The following is a 25,738-nucleotide window of genomic DNA, read 5'->3' as shown; positions in this document are numbered from 1 at the left end:
ATGTATAACTCACTTCACCGACTCATAAAGGCAACCGTTTTCGTCACTATCACTCTAACGTTGGTGACTGGCTGCGAAACCAACCCAGTGACGGGAAAAAGGCAATTGTCGTTAGTGAGTACAAGCCAAGAACTGGCTATTGGCGAACAACAATACGAGCCCAGTCAACAGTCTCAAGGGGGCACTTACACTATAGACCCCAAGCTCAATACTTATGTTAATGGTATTGGCCAAAAACTGGCGTCTTTCAGTGGGCAACCCAACCTCCCGTATGAATTTGTTGTGCTTAATAATGATGTACCGAACGCTTGGGCACTTCCGGGTGGAAAGATTGCAATTAACCGCGGCTTATTAATCTTGCTAGAAGACGAGGCGCAGCTAGCGGCCGTATTAGGTCACGAAGTGGTTCATGCCGCAGCACGACATGGCGCGAGTCAGATGTCTCAAGGAATGTTGCTCCAACTCGGCACTCAAATTGTTGGTCAAGCTTCTGGCAACAGTGCCTATACCCAAATTGCAGGATTAGGCGCATCCGCTGTGCAAGCACGTTACGGTCGGGATCACGAGTTAGAAGCCGATCATTATGGTATTAATTATATGGTCAAAGCCGCTTATGACCCGCAAGCAGCGGTTGAACTACAACAAACTTTCTTAACGTTATCACAAGGTAGTGGAGCAAAAAGTAATTGGGTTGATGGACTTTTTGCCAGCCACCCTCCTTCTGCCGAACGTGTAGAAAAAAACCAAATTCTCGCTTCTCGTTTGCCCAAAGGAAAGCGCAATAAGTCGGCTTATAAAAAGGCCATTCAACAAATTAGCAAAGATAAAAAAGCTTATGAGAAACATGCAGAGGCGATAACAAAAGCTAAAGAAAAATCATGGAAAGAGGCGCTAGCACTTACGCAAGAGGCGATAAAAAGACAACCTAAAGAAGCACGCTTTCACATTACAAAAGGCCGCATACTGAGCGAGATGGATAAATCAAAAGAGGCTATTAAATCGTTGAATAAAGCCGCCTCATTAGAACCCAATTATTTTGCAGGATACTTTTACCGTGGCTTAGTGAATAAAGAACTAAAAAATAATTCTGCGGCCGAAAAAGATTTAATTAAGAGCAATTCATTACTTGAAACCGGTATTGCTAACTATTATCTAGGTGAAATTGCATTATCGAAAAATCAAAAGAAAAGTGCGATCAACTATTATCAACGCGCCGCACAAAGTGGTGGAAATATCGGCCAAAAAGCCGCTGAGAAATTGGAAACTTTAAATAAGTAAATAGCGTCTAGAAAAGAGGATTAAAAAAATATTCAACATGGCGAATAAAATCAATCAAGACTTATGATTATTATCATCGCAAAAAAAATGTCGGCATAGAGCCGACATTTTAACGTATTTACAAAGGACTTCTCCGCTTTATTTATTGACTTCTTTTGCCATTTCATCTGCCGTTTTATGACGAACATCCAAACCTTTCACTAAATAAAATATTTGTTCTGAAATATTTCCAGCATGGTCACCAATACGCTCTAGCGAACGTAGAGCCCAAATGACATTCATTGAACGGCTAATATTACGTGGATCTTCCATCATGTAAGTAATCAATTCGCGCATGGCCGTACCGTATTCGCGATCAATTTCTTTATCTTTGTTAACCACTTTTAATGCCATATCAATATCATAACGTGCAAAAGCCGTTAGCGTATCATTGACAATCTGTTGCACATGTCGACCTAAGTTTCGTAACTCACTGAAGCCATGAGGAATATCATTCGATTCTGAAATCGCAATGGCCATTTTAGCAATTTTATTGGCTTCATCACCGATACGCTCTAGGTCACGAGTCGCTTTTGAAATGGCCATAACCAAACGTAGATCAGAAGCGGTCGGCTGGCGACGAGCAATAATTTGCGTGCACAAATCATCCAGTGCCATTTCTCGCGAATCCACTTCCTTTTCTACTCGCAACACATCTTGAGCTAACTCAATATCAACATCAGTAATTGCCGTAACTGCATTGACAATCTGCTGCTCAACGATACCACCGAGCTCTAAAAATTCCGTTTTTAAATCATCTAAGGCCGTGTTGTATTGTTGCGATATATGTTGATCAATATTTAACTTATCCATCTTTTTCTCCGCGTGTTATCGCTGTACTAACCGAATCGACCCGTAATATAGGCTTCTGTTAACGCATGATCAGGGTTAGTAAAAACTTTTTCTGTTTCGTTTACTTCGATAAGCTTACCCAAGTGGAAATACGCCGTTCGATGAGAAACCCTTGCTGCCTGCTGCATCGAGTGAGTAACAATAGCAATGGTGTAATTCTGGCTTAACTCATCAATGAGCTCTTCAATTTTTGCCGTCGCAATTGGATCAAGTGCCGAACACGGCTCATCCATGAGTATAACTTCTGGGCTAACTGCAATAGTTCGAGCAATGCATAAGCGTTGCTGTTGGCCACCTGATAGGCCCGTGCCCGGCTGTGCCAAACGATCTTTTACTTCATTCCAAAGCCCAGCTTTTTGTAAACTCGTCTCTACAATTTCATCAAGGTCTGAACGACGATCCGCTAAACCATGAATACGAGCACCATAGGCAACATTATCATAAATAGATTTTGGGAATGGATTCGGCTTTTGAAATACCATACCTACGCGAGCACGTAACGGCACAACATCCATTTTTTTATCGTTAATATTTTGGTCTTCTAAGAAGAACTTACCTGTCACCTTACAAATATCAATAGTATCGTTCATGCGGTTGAGGCAACGTAGAAACGTAGATTTACCGCAGCCAGACGGGCCAATCATAGCAACAACTTCGTTCCTACCAATATCAAGATTAACATCATAGATGGCTTGCTTTTCAGCATAAAAAACATCGACATTACGCATCGACATTTTCGCATTTTCAGAGAATGCTTGGCCTACGGTAGTATATGCATCACTGTTTTCTTCGGTGATAACATTTTTTTTTGCTGACGGCTTTTCTATAGGCGTCGCCTTCGCAGACTCTGCTATTACGCTATCATTCATGGATAATACCTAATCAAGTAAGGTGAATTTACCAACGTCGCTCAAGGCGTCTACGCGCCCACACTGCGAGTGTATTCATCATAATTAAGAAAATGAGCAGCACTAAAATAGCTGCCGATGCTTTCTCGTTAAAACCTGCGTCTGCATTTCTAAACCATTGGAAAATTTGCATAGGCAATGCCGTCGCAGGGTCGGTAATGCTAGCGGGAATTTCTGGAATAAATGCAGCCATACCAATCATCAAAAGAGGTGCGCTCTCGCCTAATGCTTGAGCCAAACCAATAATGGTGCCGGTTAGCATGCCCGGCATTGCCAGCGGTAAAACATGGTGTAATGTCACCTGCATTTTTGACGCACCCAGACCGTAAGCGGCTTCTCGAATAGAAGGAGGCACGGCTTTAATGGATGCACGGCTAGAAATAATTATGGTCGGCAAGGTCATTAGCGTTAGCACAAAACCGCCCACTAAAGGTGTCGAACGGGGCATACCAAAAAATGCTAAGAAAATAGCCAGACCTAATAAACCAAAAATAATTGAAGGTACCGCAGCAAGATTATTGATATTAACTTCGATAAGGTCTGTCCACTTATTTTTAGGAGCATACTCTTCCAAATAGATGGCTGTGGCAATACCAATAGGAAAAGACAGCATCAAAGTCACTAACAACAAATAGAACGAACCCATTACTGCACCACGAATACCGGCTTCTTCCGAATGGGCTGAATCGCCAGTATTAAAAAATGCCCAATTAATTTTGCGCTTTAGGTCTCCATTCTCAATCGCTTTTTCTATCCATTGCAACTGCAACTCACTAAACTCTTGCTTACCCTGCTCACCTGGTTCATTTATGCGTTTAAGATAAAAGTCCACCTTGTCATCAACTAATGCCCAAACAGATGTTTCTGTGTTGATAATAGTTTTTGCTTCCGTTTTAAAACGATCTTGCAAAAGATAACCTGTCCCATCGATAGCTAGCAGCTTACGCGCTTGGCTTTTTTCTCGACGCGTCTCAGCACCAAAATAGCCGTATACCCCTTTTTTAACAACCGAAGAATAATTTGCCGCTAAAATTTGGTCGAGACTTTCTGTATCAGATATACCTAAAATATCAGCATCTAATACAACGGGAATTTCTACATAATGATAAGTAAAACCTCGAAGACCTTTACCAATAATATTGGTAAACAGAAAAAGCACACACAATAGACCAAAAGCTATTGATAGCATTCCGTAGATACGAAAACGCTTTTCCGCGCGATGGCGCTTACCTAATGTACGATTGACTCTATCAATCGTTTTTTCAGCGGGTTTAGTCATATTGTTCTCGATACTTCTTCACAATATTGAGGGCTAGAAAGTTTAGGCCCAATGTAATAATAAATAGCACAAGCCCTAACGCAAATGCCGCTAGCGTTTTAGCGCTATCAAATTCGTGGTCACCAATAAGAAGGGTCGTCATTTGGACAGTAACCGTAGTCACTGACTCCAATGGATTAGCGGTTAATTTAGCAGCCGTTCCCACGGCCATCACCACGATCATCGTTTCACCAATAGCGCGTGAGATCGCCAACAAAATAGCACCCACAATACCCGGCAATGCTGCAGGGAAAATTACTTTTTTGATAGTTTCTGACTGAGTAGAACCCAAGCCATATGCACCGTCTCGCAAAGACTGAGGCACTGCATTAATCACATCATCTGACAAAGAAGAAACAAAGGGGATAATCATAACTCCCATGACCAAACCAGCCGCTAAAGCGCTTTCACCAGACACTGCTAGTGGGCCGATAGATACACCCAAAAACGCGATATCCAACCCCAGACCGTGAAGTAAGTTTTTTATCATTGGTGCAATGGTCAACGCAGCGAAGAAACCATAAACAACGGTGGGAATCCCTGCGAGAATTTCTAAAATAGGTTTAACCGTAGCGCGCACACGTTTGTTAGCATATTCGGATAAATAAATGGCTGTCATTAAACCAGAAGGCACGGCTACAAGCATTGCAATCGCTGAAATTAGCAAGGTTCCTGTGAACAAGGGTACTGCACCAAATGCACCTGAACTACCCACTTGATCAGCACGAATAGACAGCTGCGGACTCCATTGAGTCGTAAAAAGAAATTCGGCAGGAGGAACAATTTGAAAGAAACGAATGGACTCGAACAATACCGAAAACACAATACCGACAGTCGTAAAAATAGCAAGCGTTGAGCAAAGGAGTAAAAACAACATAAACGCGCGTTCTACATTCGTGCGCGCCTGTATCTCTGGTTTAAGCTTAGAAAAAGCTAAAAAGCTTAAACCAATTAAAATGCAAAGTATCGCAACTGTTAAAGCCATACGACTGGTATGACGCAACTCTTCTATGCGTACTGATATAGCGATCAACTGCGGATCATTGATAGAGGAAGTACCCGACCCAATGCTCTCCACCGCACTTAGTAGCAATTGCAACTCATTGGCAGGTAACGCTTGCTGCTCTAATGTCAGATGCTGCATAACTAACTGGCGAATAACTATATCGTCAAAGATTACCCACAGACCAAAAATCAATAGACACGGGATGACACACCACAGCGCTGACTGAATGCCATAAAAGACAGGAAGGGAATGTAGGTGGCGAATACCACCAAGATTTTTAGCAATAGCTAGAGAACGTTGACGACAAATATAGAAAGTGACTAACGTACCAATGACGACGACAAGAAAAAGCATGGATAATGTCATATGATTGATACCACAAAGAATTTAAGGGCACTTAAAAGAAAATCAGACAGATTAACTCAGGCAATGGTGAAGTGCGATTATAATTTATCTAGATAATAATCACCATATATGACATTTTTATTACAAAATGAGTATTCAGGCGTTATTGGGCCTGACTATCTCGAAACTGTTGATACGCTCTCCACGCCTCATACTCTTTATATTCTTCCGTATCTTGCTCACGTGAACGTAACCATGCGCGAAAACTTTCAAACTCTTTAAACTCTTCCTCCGTCATTCTAGGAGAACCATCTAAGTCTAAGATGTAATAGCCGCCACTCTTGAGCTTTTGTTTTTCTTCATCGAAAACATCTCCCACGACAAATGCACCTTTTGACCCCGTAAACAAACCAGGACCTTGAGGCTCATCATTGCGAGGCCGTTCAACAAAACGTTCGGTGGTACATGACACCAAGATCGAAAGCAGAATAATTAGTGCAGATGTTGTACGTAAACTTATCTTCATTTATCAAAGCTCTATGAACAATTACTTGAGGTAGAAATACTAACAGAATTAGGACTATATGAATATTACAGACAAAAAAAACGCACTACCCTAAAGTAGTGCGCTCTAGATGAAGAGCTAAGAACTAAAAATTAGAACTTAACACGACCACCAACTACAAAGCCGTCACCGTCATTACTACCGTTATAGATAGTTGAACCAGCAATATCAGACTCAGCTGTACGGTAACCAGCATAAAGCTCTACACCACCAGTTGGACGGTAGTTGAAGCTAATGCCTTTACTAGTGTTATCTACAACTTTAACGCTAGTTGCATCGCTTTCTTCACGAGACTCAGTGTGAATTGCAACAGACACTTTACCTACATTATAACCTAAGATTACGCCTGTGTACTCAACGTCACCTTCATCAGTTTTTGGATCGCTGTCCGTGTTACGATCAGCTTCGCCCATTTGAAGTGCAGCAGTGAAACCTGCTACTTTAATAGCAACAGATCCACCTAGAGATTCAGCTGCAGTATCGCCATCGCTTTCAGAGAAAACACCAGCAGACCAGTTGTCGCCACCAGCTAAAACAGAAATACCAAAGCTATCATCTTCGTCGAAGTCAGCAGCAATGTTTATAGCGCCGCCCAACTTTGGTGAATCATAGCGTAAACGCTGGTCACGACCACCGTCGATGTTGTCAGTTTGAGTGCCGCCCATGTTGTAACCACCAGCACCAGAACCAGCAATGTAAGTACCAGAGAAATCTAGCTCAGCGATATCATCACCTGACTCCCAACCCTGACCCAAAGAAAGCTGACCAAAGTCACCACCAATTGTGATCTGACTAACGCGACCAGTTGGTGAACCGCCACGATTCGCTAAACCTAGCTCTTGACGAGCACCATAGGTAATGCCGTTAGCTTCTGTGCTAGCAACGATACGGAAACGTGAGCCACTTGCGCCGTTATTTAGCACGTCAAAACCGTCATCGCCTGTAAAATCTTTAGTGTTACCTGCTGAGTAGTTAACGTGACCTGAAAGTGAAACATCAGCCTGTGCTGATACAGCTGCGCCCGCAACTGCTAAAGCTAAAAGAGCTTTCTTCATTGTTTTGCCCCCTAATTTATTGGTTAAGTTATGAAGAGCGCTTTTTATATAGGGATAGAGAAGGGATGTCAATTTTTTTTTTGCAAAAAGGTGATTTTGTCGTGTTTTAGATCATTTTTTGAACAAAAAATGCTTTTTAGAGAAAATGCCACTATTTTTCGTATACTTCAGTTTAACAACATTACCTAAGTTATTGATCTTCTTTTTGTTTGGGCAAAAAAATAAAACCCCGATATAATCGGGGCGCCTGAAGGGGGATAAATTCCTCATATTTGGCTAAGTCATTTTCGCGGCTCTCTCTAGCAAATTAGGGGGCGCATCGAGAGCCTGAAAATTAGGGGCATAACTATGACTTGCCGTTCGTCAAAAAGTTCATAAAAAAATAGAAAAAAGTTAAAAATATTTTTTATTCCTTATAAATCAAACGCTTAGAAATAAAAAAGCAAAACATTCAACACCGTCTACCCTTAGCAATAGCATTTACCCTCTTATATAGGCTAATGCGCTTCATCCCAATTACTGCCGATGCCTATATCGACGATAAGAGGCACAGAAAGTTCAGCCGCATTCGACATAATGTCTGCTATTTGCTGCTGAACAAGCTCAACATCTCTCTGGCTCACCTCTAACACTAATTCATCATGCACCTGCATAATCAATTTTGCGTCTACACTCGGCTCGCCGCTACGAGGTCGCAACCATTCATCAACGGCTATCATTGCTTTTTTGATAATATCCGCCGCAGTCCCCTGCATCGGTGCGTTAATTGCGGTTCGCTCGGCCGCTTGCCGACGCATGCCATTACGCGCATTGATTTCAGGCAAATAAAGACGTCTACCGCTTAGGGTTGACACATAACCTTTTTCAGCAGCTTGTTGGCGCACATTCTTCATATAGACTTTAACGCCCGGGTAACGCTCAAAGTAAACATCGATATACTGCTGCGCATCATTGCGCCCAACACCTAATTGTTTAGCCAAGCCAAAGGCTGACATACCATAGATCAATCCGAAATTAATGGCTTTTGCGCGACGGCGCTGTTCTTGGGTCACCTCATCAAGCGGCACATCAAACACCTCGGCGGCTGTGGCTGTATGTACATCTTTACCTTCATTAAAGGCGGCTACGAGGCCTTCATCGCCCGATAAGTGCGCCATTATGCGTAATTCAATTTGCGAATAGTCCGCCGCTAGGATCTGATACCCCTCAGGTGCAACAAAAGCCTGACGAATACGACGCCCTTCAGCATTACGAATAGGAATGTTCTGTAAGTTTGGATCAGAAGATGACAAACGCCCTGTAGCTGTTACCGCCTGATGATAAGAGGTATGAATACGCCCAGTGATAGGATTAATCATCTGTGGTAACTTGTCGGTATAGGTCGACTTTAATTTAGCAAGGCCACGATGCTCGATGAGTATTTTAGGCAAAGGATAATCAAGTGATAGCTCTTGCAACACTTCTTCGGCCGTGGAAGGGGCGCCCTTAGGCGTTTTTTTAATGATTGGCAGTTCTAGTTTCTCAAATAAAATAGCAGCCAGCTGCTTAGGGGAGCTCAAATTAAATGCTTCCCCAGCACTATCAAATGCTTGTTTTTCTAGTTCTTTGAGGCGCTGATCAAGCTCTATGCTCTGCTGACCCAACAAATTTGCATCAACATAGGCGCCATTACGCTCGATACGAGCAATAACAGAAAGGAGGGGTATCTCGATATCAGTGAGAACTTGCCTTAATGTCGGCTCAGCCGCTAATTTTTCCCAAAGCACCTGATGTAACTGTAGCGTGATATCCGCGTCTTCTGCGGCATATGGCGCGGCGACATCTATATCAATTTGATTAAACGTGAGTTGTTTGGCCCCTTTACCAGCAACATCTTCAAAAGAAATGGTCGAGCGATCAAGATAAAAACGCGCAAGGCTGTCCATGTCGTGACGAGTAGCCACCGAGTTACATACATAAGATTCGAGCATGGAGTCATAAGCAACACCTTGCAAGTCAACGCCGTGGTTAAGTAACACATGCTTATCGTATTTAAGGTTTTGCCCTAGCTTACGCTTGCGAGGGTCTTCCAGTAGCGGCTTTAGCGCTCCCAACACAGCATCTAAAGACAACTGCTCGGGTGCGCCCATGTAATCATGACCACAAGGCAAATAGGCGGCCTCACCTGGGGTAACGGAGAAGGACACACCGACAATGCTGGCCTGCATATAATCAAGGCTGGTCGTTTCAGTATCAAAAGCAAAATAGTCTGCATCCGATAATTTTTTTAGCCAATCGTCTAGGTGTTGCTGAGTAAAAATCGTTTCGTAGTTTGTAGGAGGCTGCTCTATTTGTTCATGACCAACACTACCATCACCACCCTCTAACTCATCCAGCCAGCTATTGAACTCAAATTGGGTATAGAGCGCATGTAGCGCCGCTTGATCTATGGACTGGTGTTGTAGCTCGTTGATGCTTACCCCCACATCAACGTCGACTTTGATGGTTGCCAAGGTATACGATAAACGCGCAGCCTCTTCGTTTTCTGCTAATTTTTCAGGCATTTTTTTCGCGCCACGGAAGTCGAGTTCTCGAATACTCTCAAGGTTGCTATAAATATCATCAATGCCCCCGATATTCTGCAATAGAGCAAGCGCCGTTTTTTCACCAACGCCTGCAACACCGGGGATATTATCTACTTTGTCGCCCATCAGCGCCAAAAAGTCGATAATTAAATGGGGAGGAATACCAAACTTCTCTTCAACACCAGCAACATTCATCGTGGTTTCTGTCATAGTATTAACCAGCGTCACATGCTGATTAACGAGCTGAGCCATATCTTTATCACCGGTCGATACCACAACATCGATGCCTTGCTCGGTGGCTTGATGCGCCAAAGTACCAATCACATCATCAGCTTCTACCCCATCAATCATAAGCAGCGGCAACCCCATCGCATGGATAATTTGATGTATTGGCTCAACTTGTAAGCGTAAGTCATCTGGCATCGAAGGACGGTTCGCTTTGTAATCGGGATAGATGTCATCACGAAAGGTTTTACCTTTAGCGTCAAAAACAACCACTAGCGTACTGCCAGCATAGTCTTTCTGTAAACGACGTAACATGCTCGTCACCGTACGAATGGCACCTGTTGGCTCGCCGCTAGCATTGCGTAAATCAGCTTTAAACATGGCATGAAAAGCACGGTATAGGTAAGAAGAGCCATCAACAAGAACAATAGGGGTTGCCATAGTATTAACACATTTTGTATGGGGTGAAAGAAAGCTTGGCTTGCAACACTAAAATCTAACGGCAAGCTGAAAAACCACTGTTTTACTATTTTCAGGGGGAAAAGATGATAAAGGAAATCGGCCAAGGATTTGACTGTTTTCCAAAAAATGAGTGAATTATCTACTCTTTGTCATTAAATGGACATAATTGTTAATTTTTTAACCTAAAAATGTTGCACTGCACCAAATATTTCGTTACCATCAGTAACATATTAGTGTACTGCTAATTTGGTTAAGTTATTATTTACTCTGCGCTGACTCGTTATATTTCATATATATCGTTCAGCGCAGAGATCTTTTTGTCGCTTTTTCTTCTTTTTTGTCCCGTTATTCAACATATTGCTCTTCCTCTGACTATACTGATCATTAAGCTATCTGATGTAAGGTGTACCCATGAAAGCGCTCAACCTATCCCCTGCGAATCTTTTTTATCTCCAACAACTATCAACATTGGTTAAACAAAAAGCCAATGTGCGATATAGCATCTCAGACCCAACAGATGCGATTCATATGTTGCGGTTTTGCTGTCGATCAAACGACCACCAAATCAGTGAGACCTATCACTCGTTTCTTACCGAGCTAGACAGCAGTCAACGTGACTTTTTACACAGTTATGGGCTCACCATAGCAGCCTAACCCCACGTTATTACTGCTATTTTTTTAAAGCCTTTGGCGGTATCTGCACCATCGCCATATACCCTGTTGTATAGCAGATAACTTACGACATGCGATTAGTAGCGCAGACCATCCGTAAAATTGTCCCCTTTTTTCTCATTTGCTACTTGATGATAAAACGCTTAACTATGAAACTAACGGCCAGCCGAGTATTATTCATTTCAAGGATGTTACAGAATAACAACAAATAACAATGTCAGTGGTGAATTTCGCAAATACACTGCGGCTAACAACAGATAAATTAACCATGAATACTTGCCACAACCACCAACATTGTATTGATGATGCGATGATAAACGCACATCGCATTTGTACAGACAAAAAACTACGACTAACCGCGATCCGCGAGCAGGTGCTACGCCTTGTTTGGCAAAGCCACCAACCGTTAGGTGCCTATGAGTTGCTAGATATGCTGTCTAGAGAATCAGATAAACGTATTGCACCACCTACCGTATATCGAGCGCTAGAATTTCTGTTGGAGGTTGGTCTAATCCACCGTATTAATTCGCTAAATGCCTATATTGGCTGCCCTGAGCCGTCGACTGTACATCCCAGTTACTTTTTTATTTGCACGAGCTGTAACACCGCACAAGAATACTCAAGTGATGCAATGCACCAGCAAGTCCTGCAGGCGGGAGACTCCATGGGATTTAGTATTCAACAACAATGGTTGGAAGTGCTGGGGGTGTGTCAAGACTGTCAGGTACAGAAAGACTAAGCGACTAAAATAGTTAGCATCGAAAACCGATGATTAGCGGTGGGTCACAACAGAAGAAAGCGTTAAAATCACTTTGTTATTATCATAAGGAGAAACGAAGTAACCAATATACTCGCCATTGGGCTTTATAAGCGGAATAATACTTTTACTGGTTTGAATCTGCTGCTGAATATTTTGGGTATCGCCAATATCCGCCTCTTCTTTAACGACTATCTTTGTTTTAACGCTGTTATCCAGCAACGGCATAATCTCTTTAAACAATTGCCGTTCTTCTTCGGTATCGACAAGTAACATCCACGATGAGCCAGCATGACTAAGCGACTCTATCGTCTGCGGATTATTTTTACCAAATAACACTAAGCCATTAATTTTTAATTCTATTTGCGACAAGTAACGCGGCGTCGTGATTTTATGGATAAACAACGTTAAAATCGTCACCATTACAGCCACGATAATCCATACTGTTTTTTTAATACTTATTTGTTGTTCACCAGCCATACACCATCAACCTATGTGTAATCTATCTACTGTTAGGGGATGCATGATTAAGCCCAAGGCAATAGGTAATGATCAAGTAACATCACCACAAATAGAGCCATAAGGTAAATAATCGAATACTTAAAAGTCTCCATTGGCGCATTCGGATGTCGATTAAATAGCATCACCAAACTCCAATATAAAAATCCAGCCCCCAACACTAGCGCGCCCACCAAATACAGCTCACGGAACATCCCCGTAATATAGGGAAGTACTGTGACAATAATCATGATAATCGTATACAACACGATATGGATTTTTGTGTACTGCTCACCATGAGTTACTGGCAGCATAGGAATATCGGCTTTAGCGTAATCATCCTTACGATGAACAGCCAGCGCCCAAAAGTGTGGTGGTGTCCATGCAAAAATAATGAGCACCAATAATAACGCATGGCCATCAATACTATTGCTCACGGCTGTCCAACCTAACAGTGGCGGCGCTGCTCCAGCCAACCCCCCTATAACAATATTTTGTGGTGTTGCTCGTTTGAGGAATAGAGTATAGATCAACGCGTAACCCACCAGAGACGCTAAAGTTAACCACGCGGTGAGGGCATTCACAAATACCAATAAAATCACCATCCCGATAACACCAATCGCAAAAGCAAATAGCACCGCATTCATCGGCTCAACACGGCCTTTGGCAATAGGACGATTGTGTGTGCGCTTCATTTTTTGGTCAATTTGGCGATCGACTAAATGGTTAATCGCGGCGGCACTACCGGCACACAACGCAATGCCTATATTTCCCCAAAATACAATATCTAATGGTACAGCACCAGGCACCGACAATAGCATACCGATGAGCGACGTCAGCAGCATTAGCGCGACCACTTTTGGCTTACACAGTTCTAAATAATCACGCCACACCGGCTGTGATGAATGAATAGCGTGTTGGGGAGACGACATAATTTTCTCTTATTATTCATTAACGTAAGACACCGTACGCTATCGCGCAAATGGCTCACATTGATTTTTATTATGTGGCACGGTATGACCGTGACTGGTGTTGAATACTATCTTACTCTATCGCCTTTGCGGTCAATATGCGATAGGCAATAGAGACAATCACTAATAATAGCAAAGCGCCAACCGCGTTATGTGCAACCGCAATACTTAGAGGTAAAGCCCAAATAATATTGCTCAGGCCTAAACCAATTTGTACCGCTAGCACTAGCACCATAGCTAACACCCATTGGCGCACCACGTTTACCCGCGTACGCCACAAAAGAAGGCCAAAAATACACAGTGTAATTAACACGGTTACCGCACCAATGCGATGAACGACATGAATAGCAATACGGCTGTAATTGTCGAGCTGCCCGCCTAGATAGTTTGGGCCTATATCTTGAAAAACAGCAAACCCTGTAGCGATATCCATACGTGGCAGCCATTGTCCAAAGCACTGAGGCACATCAGGGCACGCCAAAGCCGCATAATTCGAACTCACCCAGCCCCCCAGCATAATTTGAATAACAACCACCACCAACGATAACCATAATAAGGGCTTTAATGACTGTAACCGATGCAGTGCTTCCGCAGATATTACCCAGCGTTGGCCGCCTAAGCGCTGACCAAGCAGCCATAATAACGACAGCGTCGCAAAGCCACCCATTAAATGTGCGGTGACGACTTTTGGCCATAACTTTAATGTCACCGTCCACATTCCAAAGGCAGCCTGCAATATCACTAATGCCAATAAAAACAGAGATAGTTTGAGCGGTATACGAACGATAGTACTCGTCAATGTATCCTGCGCTGCGTGAGCGGCTCGCGTGTATTTAACCGAAAGAATAGTAATCGCTAAAATGAACAAACCCAGAGTGCCCGCAAAATAACGATGGACCATTTCTGGCCATGTTTTATCTGCCTCTACGGGTGCATCAGGAAAAGCCGCTTCTGCTTTAATAATTTCATGAGCCTCGTCAGGCCATAGCAAATGACCGTAGCAACCCGGCCAATCAGGGCAACCTAAGCCTGCATCAACTAAGCGGGTAAAGGCGCCCAATACAACAACGACAATTGCCAACAAAAAAGCAGCAATGGTTAAACGAAATAATGTGGCGTGTGTTTTTTCAGATCGAAACAGCATAGTCATTATTTATCGTAAGTAAATTTAAGCAACTTTTTAATATCATCTAATAAATCTTGGCCGGTATGCGATGTGTTATAGCGCATCATGGCAAAACCTTCTTGATCAACTAAATAATAGTATTCACGCGCATTTTCTTGAATACCCGCTGCAGATAACCATTGTTTGAGGCTTTGTTCACTAGCAATAATACGCTGCGTGTTTGGATGATCATCTGCCAGTTGCTTTTCCAACACAGCTGGCAAATCGGCGCTAATCGAAAGGATAACTCGTTCAACGCGATAGGCTTTTTCTGCAAGGCGAATATGAACTTGTCGTGTCGTGTACAGGTTTTTCTGACAAATATCATCACAAGAGGCATCAACCAAAACGAGCAAACGCCATTTTTTTGCCGACGATGATGACTTAACTAAGGACTGAATACTTTGGCTATCACTTGCCAATGTTAATGCTGAAATCGGCAATGGCGGGTTGATGAGCTCACCTTTATTAGTCGTATGTAATGATACCCCCCAACCCGTTTGAAACATAATATAAGCTGCCACCATTGGAGCTGCAACGATAAGAATAATCAGTATGGCAAAAAAGCGATTACGCTTAATAAGCGTGGCCTTTTCTTGTTCTTGCTCAAAACCATGTTGAACGTTGGGACTTTGCTGAGACATAAAACGGCTCTCTAATCAGCGTTTGATTCAAGGGGTATCTGAACAGACCATCAATGGTTTTTCGCTAGGTGAAATGAACGACTTTTTTGTTGAATACTTTGCCTCAACTCCATCCACTTTATCTAGCCGAAAATTTATTTAGCCTTATTCAGAGGTTCCTTATTTTTTATTGTTATCATTTCTTATAATGGCCCAAGCATACAAAAAAACTAAGGCAAGCGCCATTAAAAACCATTGCACAGCATAACCATAATGCTTCTCTGGCGATGTATTAATCACCGGCCAATCCGTAACAAAAGCACCAGCGCTATCACTATTTATGCGCAGCAATTGAGGATAAATCTCTGCTGACAACGCAATTTCTGCATTCGTCATATTGAGTTCAATAATACGCTTGGGCCACTGTTCATTATTATTTGATGGTTGAGTAAAAATAGCATTTTTTGACGGCGGAGAAAAATAACCTTCAATAGTAACAGAACCTAATGGTGTATCAATTACCGGTAAATCACTGCGTAATCGTGGAGCAGCAACCCAGCCCCTATTTACTAATATCCATTCAGCATTTGTTGTCTGTAGTGGCACAATCACTTCATAGCCTACTTTTCCTGCTCTGGATTGATTATCGAGCAGCCAGTAACGCTGTGGGTCGTATTCGCCAGTGATTCTCACTGGTCGATAACGTATTTCTTCACCGATAACCGAGAGCTGTTCAATATTTTCTACTGCTAAGTTTTGTTGGTATTGATACACTGCTAATAGTTGTTGTCTTTCTTCGGCGCGATCAAGCTGCCAAAAGCCCAGCCGAATCAGCAAGGGCAAAAATAACAATACAAACAGCGATAATTTCCATTGCTCTTTTACTATTTTGGAAATAGTGCTTACCACAGGAAACATCACCATGTTAAAAGTTATTATTGTTTTACTCTTTATTGGCATACTCGTAAGTTTGAGTAGCGGCTTAGTTTTTTTACTCAAAGATATTGAGTCTCCGACAAAGCGTACGGTGTATGCCTTGGGCATTCGAATTAGTTTAGCGACACTATTAATGGTGACTATTTTTTATGGCTTATACACCGGCCAATTAGGTAGCAACGCACCGTGGGATATTAAGCTCACAAAAGAGCAAGTACAGCAGAAGTTAAAGTAGCTTTGTAAAACTGTGTAAAACTGGGGTCAGATCAACATTTTTTTGGTGTGAAAGCCATACCAAATCATTCGACATTAGAAAAATGTTGATCTGATCCCAGTTTCTCCAGTTTTACTATCCAAGAATATAAACGAATATAAATAATCCAACCCAAACCACATCAACAAAGTGCCAATACCAGCTCGCTGACTCAAAGCCAAAGCAATCATCGTGATTGAAGTGACCTTTTAGCACGGAGCGCAGCCACATGACCAGCAACATAAAAGTACCGATGGTAACGTGTGCACCGTGAAATCCTGTGAGCATAAAGAAGGTAGAACCATAAATACCACTGTCTAATTGCAAGCCTACTTCATAAGCATGACTGTATTCTGCCGCCTGTAAACAAACAAAAATAATACCTAATAAAACAGTAACGCCCAACCAGTTGTTAAAACTTTTTCTGTTATCATTTTTAAGCGCCAAATGCGCCATGTGAACGGTAACACTTGAAAGCAGTAACACAGATGTATTCCAAAACGGCAACCATTTCCATAATGGGGTTTCCGTTGAATAGCTCATCGTTTCACCGGGGCCAATCATCTTGGCAGCATCACCGTTTACCGCCGCATCAGGTGTAACCATTAATGGCCACTCTGCCGCAAACCCACTCCATAAAACTGCATTGGTAGATGCATGCGCACCTTCACCAGATAACCACGGAAGCGCAAAGGTTCGAATATAATATAGCGCACCAAAAAAAGCCGCAAAAAACATCACTTCACTAAAAATAAACCAACCCATACCCCAAACGTAAGATCGTTTGAGCTGTGCATCGTTAAGGCCGTTCATATTTTCGGTAATTACCGTACTAAACCAGCACCACAAAACAAGCGCCATAATAGCGGAACCAACAAGAAAAATAGTTGCGCTACCGCCATTGATCCATGTCGCTAAACCAAATGCCATAGCGCCCATACCTAAAGAAGCAAAGATCGGTAACCGGCTTTGTTCTGGAACGTAGTAAGTACCTTCAGACATGAAATGTCTCCGTTATTTTTTATTAATCTTGCGGTGCTTTCATAAAAACTATTTCATTATGTTATGAAAGCCTTCAGTTTTTTATTCGTTAACCACAGCTAATGTGGGTATGAGTTGCGCATTATTTTCAGCGCTCTTCTCCGTGTTTTCATCGGTAATATCAAATAGCGTATAAGACAACGTAATCGTTTTTATATGTTTAGGAATATCAACGTCAACAATAAAACTTAAACCTAATTCTGTCGATTTACCTGCAGCTAATGGTTGTTGATTAAAACAAAAACATTCTGTCTTATGGAAATAACTCGCGGCTTTGAATGGCACAACACTAGGAATAGCTTGCGCCACCATATTGTCGACCGTCGTATTTTTAGCCAAATAATTAATAACCGTTGGCTCACCGGGGTGCACCGTAACCGAGCTTATTTGCGGCTTAAAGTCCCATGGCATATTTTCGTTATTGGTTGCCAAAAACTGTACCTTAACCGTTCTTGAGGTGTCGACGCCAAAGCTATTGGCTTTATCAATCGATACCGCACCGCCTGTTTTTCCATTTAAACCGGTAACATCACAAAATAAATCATAAAGTGGGGGCATAATAAAAACAGCAAACACAAACATCACCACAACCGTTACGCCTAATTTAGCGCAAATGACCGATGTTGCGTTTTTTTGCCCCTTACCTCCCAAAAACCCCATCACTTATTAAGCCTCTTAATGCATCGATAAATTACATTTCACGAACATGACCACTTAAGTATTTGTCATCTGCTACTTAATTTCTGGTGGTGTGGTAAACGTATGGTATGGCGCGGGCGATGCAACCGTCCACTCTAAACCTTCAGGATTTTCCCACACTTCAGCAGTCGCTTTTTTGCCACTACGAATCGTCGCAATAACGTTATATAACAACATAATTTGCGCGGCGCCGAAGAGAAACGCACCACAACTAGAGATCATATTGAAGTCGGCAAAAAATTGGTTGTAATCCGGTACACGGCGCTGCATGCCGGCTAAACCAACAAAATGCATGGGGAAGAAGGTGAGGTTTAAACCGATAAACGCTAACCAAAATTGCGTTTTCCCCATAGTCTCGTTATACATATTGCCGCACCACTTAGGTAGCCAGTAGTACACGCCCGCGGTAATAGAGAAAATAGCACCAGGCACGAGTACATAGTGAAAGTGAGCCACAACAAAGTAGGTATCATGATATTGGAAGTCGGCAGGTGCAATCGCTAGCATCAAACCGGAAAAGCCACCGATGGTAAATAAAATTACAAAAGCAATAGAGAACAGCATGGGAGTTTCAAAGGTCATAGCACCTCGGAACATGGTCGTCACCCAGTTGAAGACTTTTACTCCTGTCGGCACAGCAATCAGCATAGTAGCGTACATAAAGAACAGCTCACCAGCGATTGGCATACCCACCGTAAACATGTGATGCGCCCAAACGATAAAACTTAAAAATGCAATTGATGCTGTTGCATACACCATTGAGGAGTAACCAAATAAAGGCTTACGCGCAAAGGTAGGAATAATGGCACTAACAATACCAAAAGCAGGCAAAATCATAATATACACTTCAGGGTGACCAAAGAACCAAAATACGTGCTGGAACAGCACAGGGTCACCACCCCCAGCGGCATCGAAGAAGCTAGTACCAAAATGAATATCCATCAACATCATGGTCACTACGCCAGCCAGTACTGGCATTACCGCAATTAATAAATAAGCGGTAATAAGCCATGTCCACACGAAAAGCGGCATCTTCATTAACGTCATGCCTGGAGCACGCATGTTAAGAATGGTCGCGATAATATTGATCGCACCCATAATCGAACTAGCACCCATAATATGCACAGCAAAAATAAAGAAAGTAACACTGGGTGGCGCATATGTCGTCGAAAGTGGCGCATAGAATGTCCAACCAAAGTTAGGGCCACCACCTTCCATAAATAACGTCGATACCATCATGGCAAAGGCGAAGGGTAGAATCCAGAAGCTCCAGTTATTCATTCGCGGCAATGCCATATCAGGCGCGCCGACCATCATCGGAATCATCCAGTTTGCCAATCCTACAAAGGCAGGCATAACCGCACCAAAGACCATAACCAAACCATGCATGGTGGTCATTTGGTTAAAAAATTCGGGTTCAACAATTTGTAAACCCGGTTCAAATAACTCCGCACGAATCACTAGGGCAAAGACGCCGCCAAGCAGAAACATTGCGAAACTAAACCACAAGTACATTGAACCAATATCTTTGTGGTTAGTGGTATACAACCACCGAGTAAAACCTTTAGCAGGACCGTGAGCCATGATAATTCTCCTACCTTTTATTAATTAGCTTTCTTGAAGTTAAGAATATCGATGGGCTGCACCACATCACCTGTACTGTTACCGAAAGCATTACGCTGATAGGTAATCACCGCGGCTGTATCAACCTCTGACAAGGTTTCTCTATATGCCGCCATTGCTGGATTTTCTCGACTACCATTAATGATAATATCAAGGTGAGCATTCAAAGCCCCATTGGCAATAGGGCTACCGGCAATGGCTTTACCCACACCACCTTCACCATTAGCGCCGTGACAAGCCAAACATGCCTTAGCGTAGACCTGCTCACCCTGCACCATCAATTCATCCAGCGTAAATGTTTTACTGGTTAGCGCTTTAATTTTTGCGGCTTCTTCACGTCGCTGCGCTAACCACGCGGTATATTCATCTTCAGGTACCGCTTTAACAACAATCGGCATAAAACCGTGATCTTTACCACAAAGCTCTGCACAAACACCGCGATAAGTTCCCGGCTTTTCAACCTTAGCCCAGCTCTCGTTAACATAACCCGGGATCGCATCACGCTTAACCGCTAAGTCAGGCACCCACCACGCATGTATAACATCGTTTGATGTCACCAAGAAACGTACTTTTTTATTCACTGGAATAATGAGAGGCTCATCCACCTCTAGTAGATAATGCTCGCCCTTAGGGGCTTCATTGCGAATTTGCTCTTGAGGTGTACTAAGGCGACTGAAAAAGGAAACGTCTTGATCAAGATACTCGTATTTCCAATACCACTGATAACCGGTAATCACGACATCAACTTCAGATTCCGAAGTATCGTATAACTTAACCAGTGTTCTAGTCGCAGGGTATGCCATGATAATCAGGATGACGAAGGGGATAACTGTCCACAATATTTCTAAGGCCGTACTATCATGAAAATTGGCGGCTTTTGCACCGTTTGCCTTCCGATGAACAATCATCGAATAAAACATAATGCCAAATACTACGACGCCAATACCCACACACCACCAAAAAATATCCATGTGCAAACCATAGACATCCAAACTAATAGGGGTAACCCCTTCTGGCATATTGAGTTTTGATCGCTCAGCTTCTTGCGCCAATGTATGACTACTGGCAAGTAGTGAGCCTAGCCAAATGGCAGGCGTAGAGAGTCGAGCAGTAAGCCGACCTATTGCGTTTATCATTTCCCGGTGCTCCGTGTAGATAGCGTTATATTTATTCTTACACTGTATTAAACCGTTGATTTTTATGCTGAGTCGAATAGCGAATAGCCGTAAAAATCACTATACATACGATAATTTTTTATTGTGCGTATTGTTATAGCTTTACTTGTTGTGATGATATTTTTGGCGCAGTGTCTGTACAGCTTATAATTATTAATCAAACACTTAGCGATAGTTATCAAACCCAAACAGTGGCATTAGCCGACAATAACTGACGACCAAAAGTAACTATCTTAGGGGAGAGAATTCTGCAGCAGATGCTCAGATTTACACTCTCGCACTACAGAGATAGGCAGCCTATCTGCGTGGGTATAAATGCGTTTAAGCAGCGGATCGAGATCACACAATAACGTATTTATGGAATCATTGTGAGATACAGCGCATCGCTTATCACAACACGAAGCGATAAAAACCATTCACCTCGTAGGTGTATAGGGAGCCACAAAATAAAAATAATGTCAATAAATTTATGTATTTGCCTCACATAACTGTTCGCTTATCTACCGTCAAATACATGATTGATTACCGCCATTTACCAGCACGCTAAAACGACACTCATCAACAGCGATATGCCAGAAAAAACGGAAAATCTATTAAATTTCATGCGTCGCAAAATGTCGCAAATCATACTGACCTATACTATGCTGATAGGGTCGTGATTATTAAGCGGCTTGACTAGCCTTGTGATTTAACTTTTGCAAAAATAAACTTATGCCTATATCCACTGACGACACCTATCGCTTACTGCAACAGCATATTGCTAATTGTCTTGGCAACCCTTTGACCGACCAAGCAATAACCTTGCTCATCACCAAACGATTGCCATTGTTAGAGGCTTTTTTTGGAGGCGCCAGTGATCCCGCTAAAAAGACCATTAACTTTGTCCACGACTATATAGCATTAGTACCCCATTACTTTTCTGCACTTAACGCCTTGTCAGAAATGGACAATATTCAGGCTTATACCACACCTTTTTTAGATGATGCTATTCAGTTTTTTTCAATGGAAGAAGCAACAGATAACACGATGAGTCATCGTTCAGACGATAATATTGTTGATTTATTGTCGCAAGCCTATTCATTTCATCGAATGATAGAAGAGCTCAACGATCGCGTTGCACTAGAGAGACAGCTACCCTTAGCACCGATTGACATGGCATATACCAACCTTATCGCTCATACCATTATTGGCGATGAAGAGGCCAACTTACTTGATCAAAATGTGCTGATTAAACTGGAAATTACTAGCGCAACCTTAGCTGACACAGCAGAAGTCATTTTCCAAAATCCTTCCACGCAAGCACTAACCGAGCAAAGAAGAGATAGGGGATGGCAAGATGTTTATGAAAAGTATGAGTTTTTCGCTAAAGACATCACGTAAAAAAGTGAAGAGAAACGCGAACCATCCCTCGACCTTAATGCTCTTTAGGTGAAGCATTAGGATCTAAAATAACCGCCTGAGTTTCCTCCATACACTGTGCCTCCAATACATTAACACGCGTATCCAGTTCTCGTGTTTGTTGCTTAAAGCGCATTTCATCTTTAAAGCCACAACATCGCTTTTTATATCCGAGCTCCCGAATAAAGTAGCTATTTAAACATCAATTCTTATTTTTATTTAATCCAGACAATGATGCATATAGTCCCAGAGTTACTAACGAAAGTATGTGATAAAAGCTAATACAGTCAGTTACTCGCTCTATGTGAACTTTTTCACAACTAGTACATCTGATAGCTCAGTTATGTCAATTCCACAATAGAGTTAAAGCCTCGATGAATATTTTGTTACTACTTCAAAGTTTAGACAACTTAACTGCCATTAATTTAATTCAAGCTTTTAAACAGACAGGCCATAATATTGAAGTCGTACCTTACTACCAAGACAATAAAGAGCAAGTGGCTGTTATTAACAGAGGGCAACTATCGTTTCTTAAACATCAATCCATTTTGCATAACCCCAAAGATTACGATGCGGCAGTACTTTGGTGCTGGGGCACCGCAGCCTTAGGAAGAAAGTATCTGAAAATATTTGAGGATCAAGGCGTTTGGGTGCTCAACTCTATCAATAATACCGCTATTACCGATAGCAAAACACAGTTTGCCAAAGCACTTATCAAAAATAATATTGCTACACCTAAAACCTGCTTTTTTGATACACGAAAATCAGAACCCAGTTATTTGGATATCGTAAAAAAGTTGGGCGCACCTCCTTATGTTTTAAAGCATGATTATGGTACTCAGGGTAAGGGGGTTCAGTTTTTTCATAACCAACAAGAGTTTGAAGGGCACTTAAATACATTTTTAGACCTCAACAAAGAGGGCGGAAAGTTCATCGTTCAAGAGTTTATTGGCAACCCTAATAAGCCTATTTATCACTACCGCGTAATCGTTATAGGAAACCAAGCTTTTCCAATCGGTAGAAAAACTACCGCTAAATCCCCGATGACTATTTCTAACTTTGCTGCTGGTAGTGCTACAGAGTTTTTCCATGTTAACTCTGGTTTATTAATGAATACGGCCTTAGAGGCCGCTAAAATTTCTGGGCTCAATGTTTCCGGAGTAGACTTGATGGAATACGAGTATCGAGGGCAGCAACATGTTGTTGTGCTAGAAGTTAACGATGGCCCGGGCACAAAAACTTTCGATCAACATGGCCACCATGTTTCACAAGCCATCGCTGATTATGTTATTCATGAATTATCCCTAATTTCCTAATAGAAGGGCCCAAAAAATAAGAGTTCTTAACTCTATAATTATTTGCACGAAAGCACCACTGTCGATTTCTTATGTCAGGCCTATACTAATCTTGTCGCCCACACTATTATAAGGAACGACAAAGCTAACTAATTGAAGCACTGTGCGTGAAGTAAATTAAAGATAACTAGCGCTGCACCAGCAGAAAGACATTAAAATACTCATTGTTTATTATCGTAAGCACTACCTACTTCCATCCATTGCTTGGTAATTACTGCTTGTATTGGAACTACATAGTGCTGGCGGGTTCATTAGATAAAAACATAACGGCCTGCATCGAAAAAGAGACCCTTTGCTATGGAAAAAAACAGCTCAACAGCGCCCTTTAAGTCGAAAAATTTTACCGTTATCTGGGGTGCGACTATTATATCGACGATAGGCCTGCGAATGCATGAAATAGGGGCTGGTTGGTTAATGACCACCATGACCGACGACCCCTTTATTGTCTCTTTAGTTCAAGCAGCAACGACGTTACCAATTTTTCTTTTTGCTCTGCTCGCAGGTGCTATAGCCGATGTTGTAAATAAACGACAGATGCTACTTATCATCAATGTGATTATGGCTATCGTCGCTGCTATCTTGGCAGCGCTAGCCTATTTGCAATTGCTGACGCCTTATTTACTACTGCTGTTCATCTTTTTGATAGGTAGCTGCGCAGCGTTTACAGCACCCCCTAAGCAGGCAATTAACCCTCTATTAGTACCAAAAGAAGATTTACAAGCTGCCATTTCGCTAAACAGTATCGGCTTTAATATAAGCCGCTCTATCGGCCCGGCCATTGCTGGTGTGCTTATTGTTACCTTGGGTCCCGAAAGTCCATTCATTATTAATGCGCTAAGTTTTATTGCCATCATCTGGGCTTTTCTTTGGTGGAGTCCGGCAAAAGCGAATGAGCCGTTACCCAAAGAGCCAATACCAGGTGCAATCAAAGCAGGCATACGTTATGCCCGTTACAGCAAACCACTACGCGCAACACTTTGGCGGGCATTCGCATTTTTCATATCGGCTAGTGCGTTTTGGGCATTGCTACCTATTTTCGTTAAATTAGAAATGCAAGGAGGTGCTGATTTATATGGCCTACTGATAGCTGCTATTGGTTTAGGTGCTGTGATTGGGGCGTTTCTTTCACCAAAAGTTAAAAAGCGGTTAAACTCCGATCAAATTACATGGGTTGCTGCGTCGTTCATCATCGCAACGATGATGTTTTCAGCATTCCCCGTCAATAACACCTTTCTTACTTATCTTTTCCCAAGTTGGCCCATCGACGAAATATTGGCTGTTATTGGTAGCATTTTTTTTGGTATAAGCTGGATATGGACGCTATCAACATTTAGCGTATCCGCTCAAAGTGCACTGCCCGACTGGGTCAGAGCTCGCGGTTTAGCAATTTATTTGATGGTATTTTTTGGCTCGATGAGCTTAGGCAGTATTGTCTGGGGAGCGGTAGCAAGCCACATGGGTATCAAGACGGCGCTCATTATCGCATCAAGTACGTTAACCTTAGGAATAATCTTATCGCGTAAACAAAAATTAAATTTAGGAGAAGCAATAGATTTAGCACCATCTGAACACTGGGCTGAGCCTAACCTTCTAGCGAATTCAGAACAAGACAAAGCCTTACTCAATGAGCGCTCACCCGTGATGATTATGATTGAATATCGCATTGAACCTAGTGATGTCAATGAATTTCTATCACTGATGTGCCATTTAGGAGAAGCCAGAAAACAATACGGTGCTTACGGATGGGAAGTATTACAACAATCCGACAAGGCTGACGTTTTTATTGAATGTTTTTTCGATGTCTCTTGGATGGAACATCTAAGACATAGAAAACGTATTACAGGCAAAGATTACGCTCTTGAAAAAAAGGTGCATGGCTTATTAAAAGAAAATCAACCACCTACTGCCAGACACTTTTTAGGAACTCAGGGGCTTAGAGAAAATAGTTGCTAATA

The 25,738-nt window shown here is 42.3% G+C and carries 23 protein-coding genes; 7 read left to right on the top strand and 16 right to left on the bottom strand.

Annotated features, from left to right (window positions below; translation table 11 throughout):
* The gene (locus ACZ5O6_RS00265) at positions 1-1,278 is read left to right on the top strand and encodes a M48 family metalloprotease (protein WP_447092509.1); all 1,278 of its coding nucleotides are present in this window, start codon (positions 1-3) and stop codon (positions 1,276-1,278) included.
* A 138-nt stretch (positions 1,279-1,416) separates the two neighbouring features.
* Here ACZ5O6_RS00265 and phoU read toward each other — a convergent pair whose 3' ends face one another.
* The 7 genes from phoU to polA all read right to left on the bottom strand — a co-directional run bounded on the left by phoU (position 1,417) and on the right by polA (position 10,596).
* Positions 1,417-2,130 carry a phosphate signaling complex protein PhoU gene (gene phoU / locus ACZ5O6_RS00260; RefSeq protein WP_447092508.1) on the bottom strand — a complete coding sequence of 238 codons (714 nt, stop codon included), beginning with the start codon at positions 2,128-2,130 and terminating at the stop codon, positions 1,417-1,419.
* 26 nt (positions 2,131-2,156) lie between these two features.
* Positions 2,157-2,903: a phosphate ABC transporter ATP-binding protein PstB gene (gene pstB / locus ACZ5O6_RS00255; protein WP_447092525.1), complete on the bottom strand. Its 747-nt coding sequence runs from the start codon at positions 2,901-2,903 to the stop codon at positions 2,157-2,159.
* Positions 2,904-3,066: 163 nt separating this feature from the next.
* Positions 3,067-4,356, bottom strand: a complete 1,290-nt coding sequence (pstA, locus tag ACZ5O6_RS00250; protein WP_447092507.1) for a phosphate ABC transporter permease PstA — start codon at positions 4,354-4,356, stop codon at positions 3,067-3,069.
* Positions 4,349-5,767 carry a phosphate ABC transporter permease subunit PstC gene (gene pstC / locus ACZ5O6_RS00245; RefSeq protein WP_447092506.1) on the bottom strand — a complete coding sequence of 473 codons (1,419 nt, stop codon included), beginning with the start codon at positions 5,765-5,767 and terminating at the stop codon, positions 4,349-4,351. Before pstC ends, pstA begins: the two co-directional genes overlap by 8 nt.
* Positions 5,768-5,909: 142 nt before the next feature.
* On the bottom strand, positions 5,910-6,272 hold the full coding sequence (locus ACZ5O6_RS00240) for a hypothetical protein (RefSeq protein WP_447092505.1): 363 nt from the start codon (positions 6,270-6,272) through the stop codon (positions 5,910-5,912).
* 131 nt (positions 6,273-6,403) lie between these two features.
* Positions 6,404-7,366, bottom strand: a complete 963-nt coding sequence (locus ACZ5O6_RS00235; protein ID WP_447092504.1) for a porin — start codon at positions 7,364-7,366, stop codon at positions 6,404-6,406.
* Positions 7,367-7,863: 497 nt separating this feature from the next.
* Complete coding sequence (gene polA / locus ACZ5O6_RS00230; RefSeq protein WP_447092503.1) at positions 7,864-10,596, bottom strand: DNA polymerase I; 2,733 nt, start codon at positions 10,594-10,596, stop codon at positions 7,864-7,866.
* A gap of 432 nt (positions 10,597-11,028) precedes the next feature.
* On the opposite strand from polA, the gene ACZ5O6_RS00225 reads away from it, so the two are divergent.
* Complete coding sequence (locus tag ACZ5O6_RS00225) at positions 11,029-11,271, top strand: hypothetical protein (protein ID WP_447092502.1); 243 nt, start codon at positions 11,029-11,031, stop codon at positions 11,269-11,271.
* A gap of 286 nt (positions 11,272-11,557) precedes the next feature.
* Entirely contained in the window at positions 11,558-12,028 is a 471-nt protein-coding gene (locus ACZ5O6_RS00220; protein WP_464283519.1) for a Fur family transcriptional regulator, read from the top strand.
* A 33-nt stretch (positions 12,029-12,061) separates the two neighbouring features.
* Here the strand turns inward: ACZ5O6_RS00220 and ACZ5O6_RS00215 are convergent, their stop codons facing one another.
* From ACZ5O6_RS00215 to ACZ5O6_RS00195, 5 genes are all read right to left on the bottom strand, one after another.
* Positions 12,062-12,526, bottom strand: a complete 465-nt coding sequence (locus tag ACZ5O6_RS00215; RefSeq protein WP_447092500.1) for a hypothetical protein — start codon at positions 12,524-12,526, stop codon at positions 12,062-12,064.
* A 47-nt stretch (positions 12,527-12,573) separates the two neighbouring features.
* Entirely contained in the window at positions 12,574-13,476 is a 903-nt protein-coding gene (cyoE, locus tag ACZ5O6_RS00210) for a heme o synthase (RefSeq protein ID WP_447092499.1), read from the bottom strand.
* A 112-nt stretch (positions 13,477-13,588) separates the two neighbouring features.
* Positions 13,589-14,659, bottom strand: coding sequence for a COX15/CtaA family protein (locus ACZ5O6_RS00205; protein ID WP_447092498.1), 1,071 nt, complete (start codon positions 14,657-14,659; stop codon positions 13,589-13,591).
* Between the two features lie 5 nt (positions 14,660-14,664).
* On the bottom strand, positions 14,665-15,324 hold the full coding sequence (locus tag ACZ5O6_RS00200) for an SCO family protein (RefSeq protein WP_447092497.1): 660 nt from the start codon (positions 15,322-15,324) through the stop codon (positions 14,665-14,667).
* Between the two features lie 159 nt (positions 15,325-15,483).
* Entirely contained in the window at positions 15,484-16,212 is a 729-nt protein-coding gene (locus ACZ5O6_RS00195; RefSeq protein ID WP_447092496.1) for an SURF1 family protein, read from the bottom strand.
* Positions 16,213-16,225: 13 nt separating this feature from the next.
* Here ACZ5O6_RS00195 and ACZ5O6_RS00190 point away from each other — a divergent pair, with 13 nt between their 5' ends.
* Complete coding sequence (locus tag ACZ5O6_RS00190; protein ID WP_447092495.1) at positions 16,226-16,474, top strand: DUF2909 domain-containing protein; 249 nt, start codon at positions 16,226-16,228, stop codon at positions 16,472-16,474.
* Positions 16,475-16,588: 114 nt separating this feature from the next.
* Here ACZ5O6_RS00190 and ACZ5O6_RS00185 read toward each other — a convergent pair whose 3' ends face one another.
* From ACZ5O6_RS00185 to coxB, 4 genes are all read right to left on the bottom strand, one after another.
* Positions 16,589-17,494, bottom strand: a complete 906-nt coding sequence (locus ACZ5O6_RS00185; RefSeq protein ID WP_447092494.1) for a cytochrome c oxidase subunit 3 — start codon at positions 17,492-17,494, stop codon at positions 16,589-16,591.
* A gap of 81 nt (positions 17,495-17,575) precedes the next feature.
* A complete protein-coding gene (locus tag ACZ5O6_RS00180; RefSeq protein ID WP_447092524.1) occupies positions 17,576-18,193 on the bottom strand; it encodes a cytochrome c oxidase assembly protein in 618 nt (205 codons plus the stop codon).
* A 72-nt stretch (positions 18,194-18,265) separates the two neighbouring features.
* Positions 18,266-19,816, bottom strand: coding sequence for a cytochrome c oxidase subunit I (ctaD, locus tag ACZ5O6_RS00175; protein WP_447092493.1), 1,551 nt, complete (start codon positions 19,814-19,816; stop codon positions 18,266-18,268).
* A gap of 20 nt (positions 19,817-19,836) precedes the next feature.
* Entirely contained in the window at positions 19,837-20,991 is a 1,155-nt protein-coding gene (coxB, locus tag ACZ5O6_RS00170) for a cytochrome c oxidase subunit II (protein WP_447092492.1), read from the bottom strand.
* 750 nt (positions 20,992-21,741) lie between these two features.
* Here coxB and ACZ5O6_RS00165 point away from each other — a divergent pair.
* From ACZ5O6_RS00165 to ACZ5O6_RS00155, 3 genes are all read left to right on the top strand, one after another.
* Positions 21,742-22,410: a hypothetical protein gene (locus ACZ5O6_RS00165; protein WP_447092491.1), complete on the top strand. Its 669-nt coding sequence runs from the start codon at positions 21,742-21,744 to the stop codon at positions 22,408-22,410.
* 392 nt (positions 22,411-22,802) lie between these two features.
* Positions 22,803-23,744 (top strand): ATP-grasp domain-containing protein, encoded by a 942-nt coding sequence (locus ACZ5O6_RS00160; RefSeq protein WP_447092490.1) that lies wholly within the window; start codon positions 22,803-22,805, stop codon positions 23,742-23,744.
* Between the two features lie 336 nt (positions 23,745-24,080).
* Entirely contained in the window at positions 24,081-25,736 is a 1,656-nt protein-coding gene (locus ACZ5O6_RS00155; protein WP_447092489.1) for an MFS transporter, read from the top strand.
* The last annotated feature ends 2 nt before the right edge of the window (positions 25,737-25,738 follow it).

The sequence above is a fragment of the Eionea flava genome (assembly GCF_055393785.1).
Note: the sequence above shows the minus strand (reverse complement) of the source record. Positions and strands in the feature narration are given on the sequence as shown.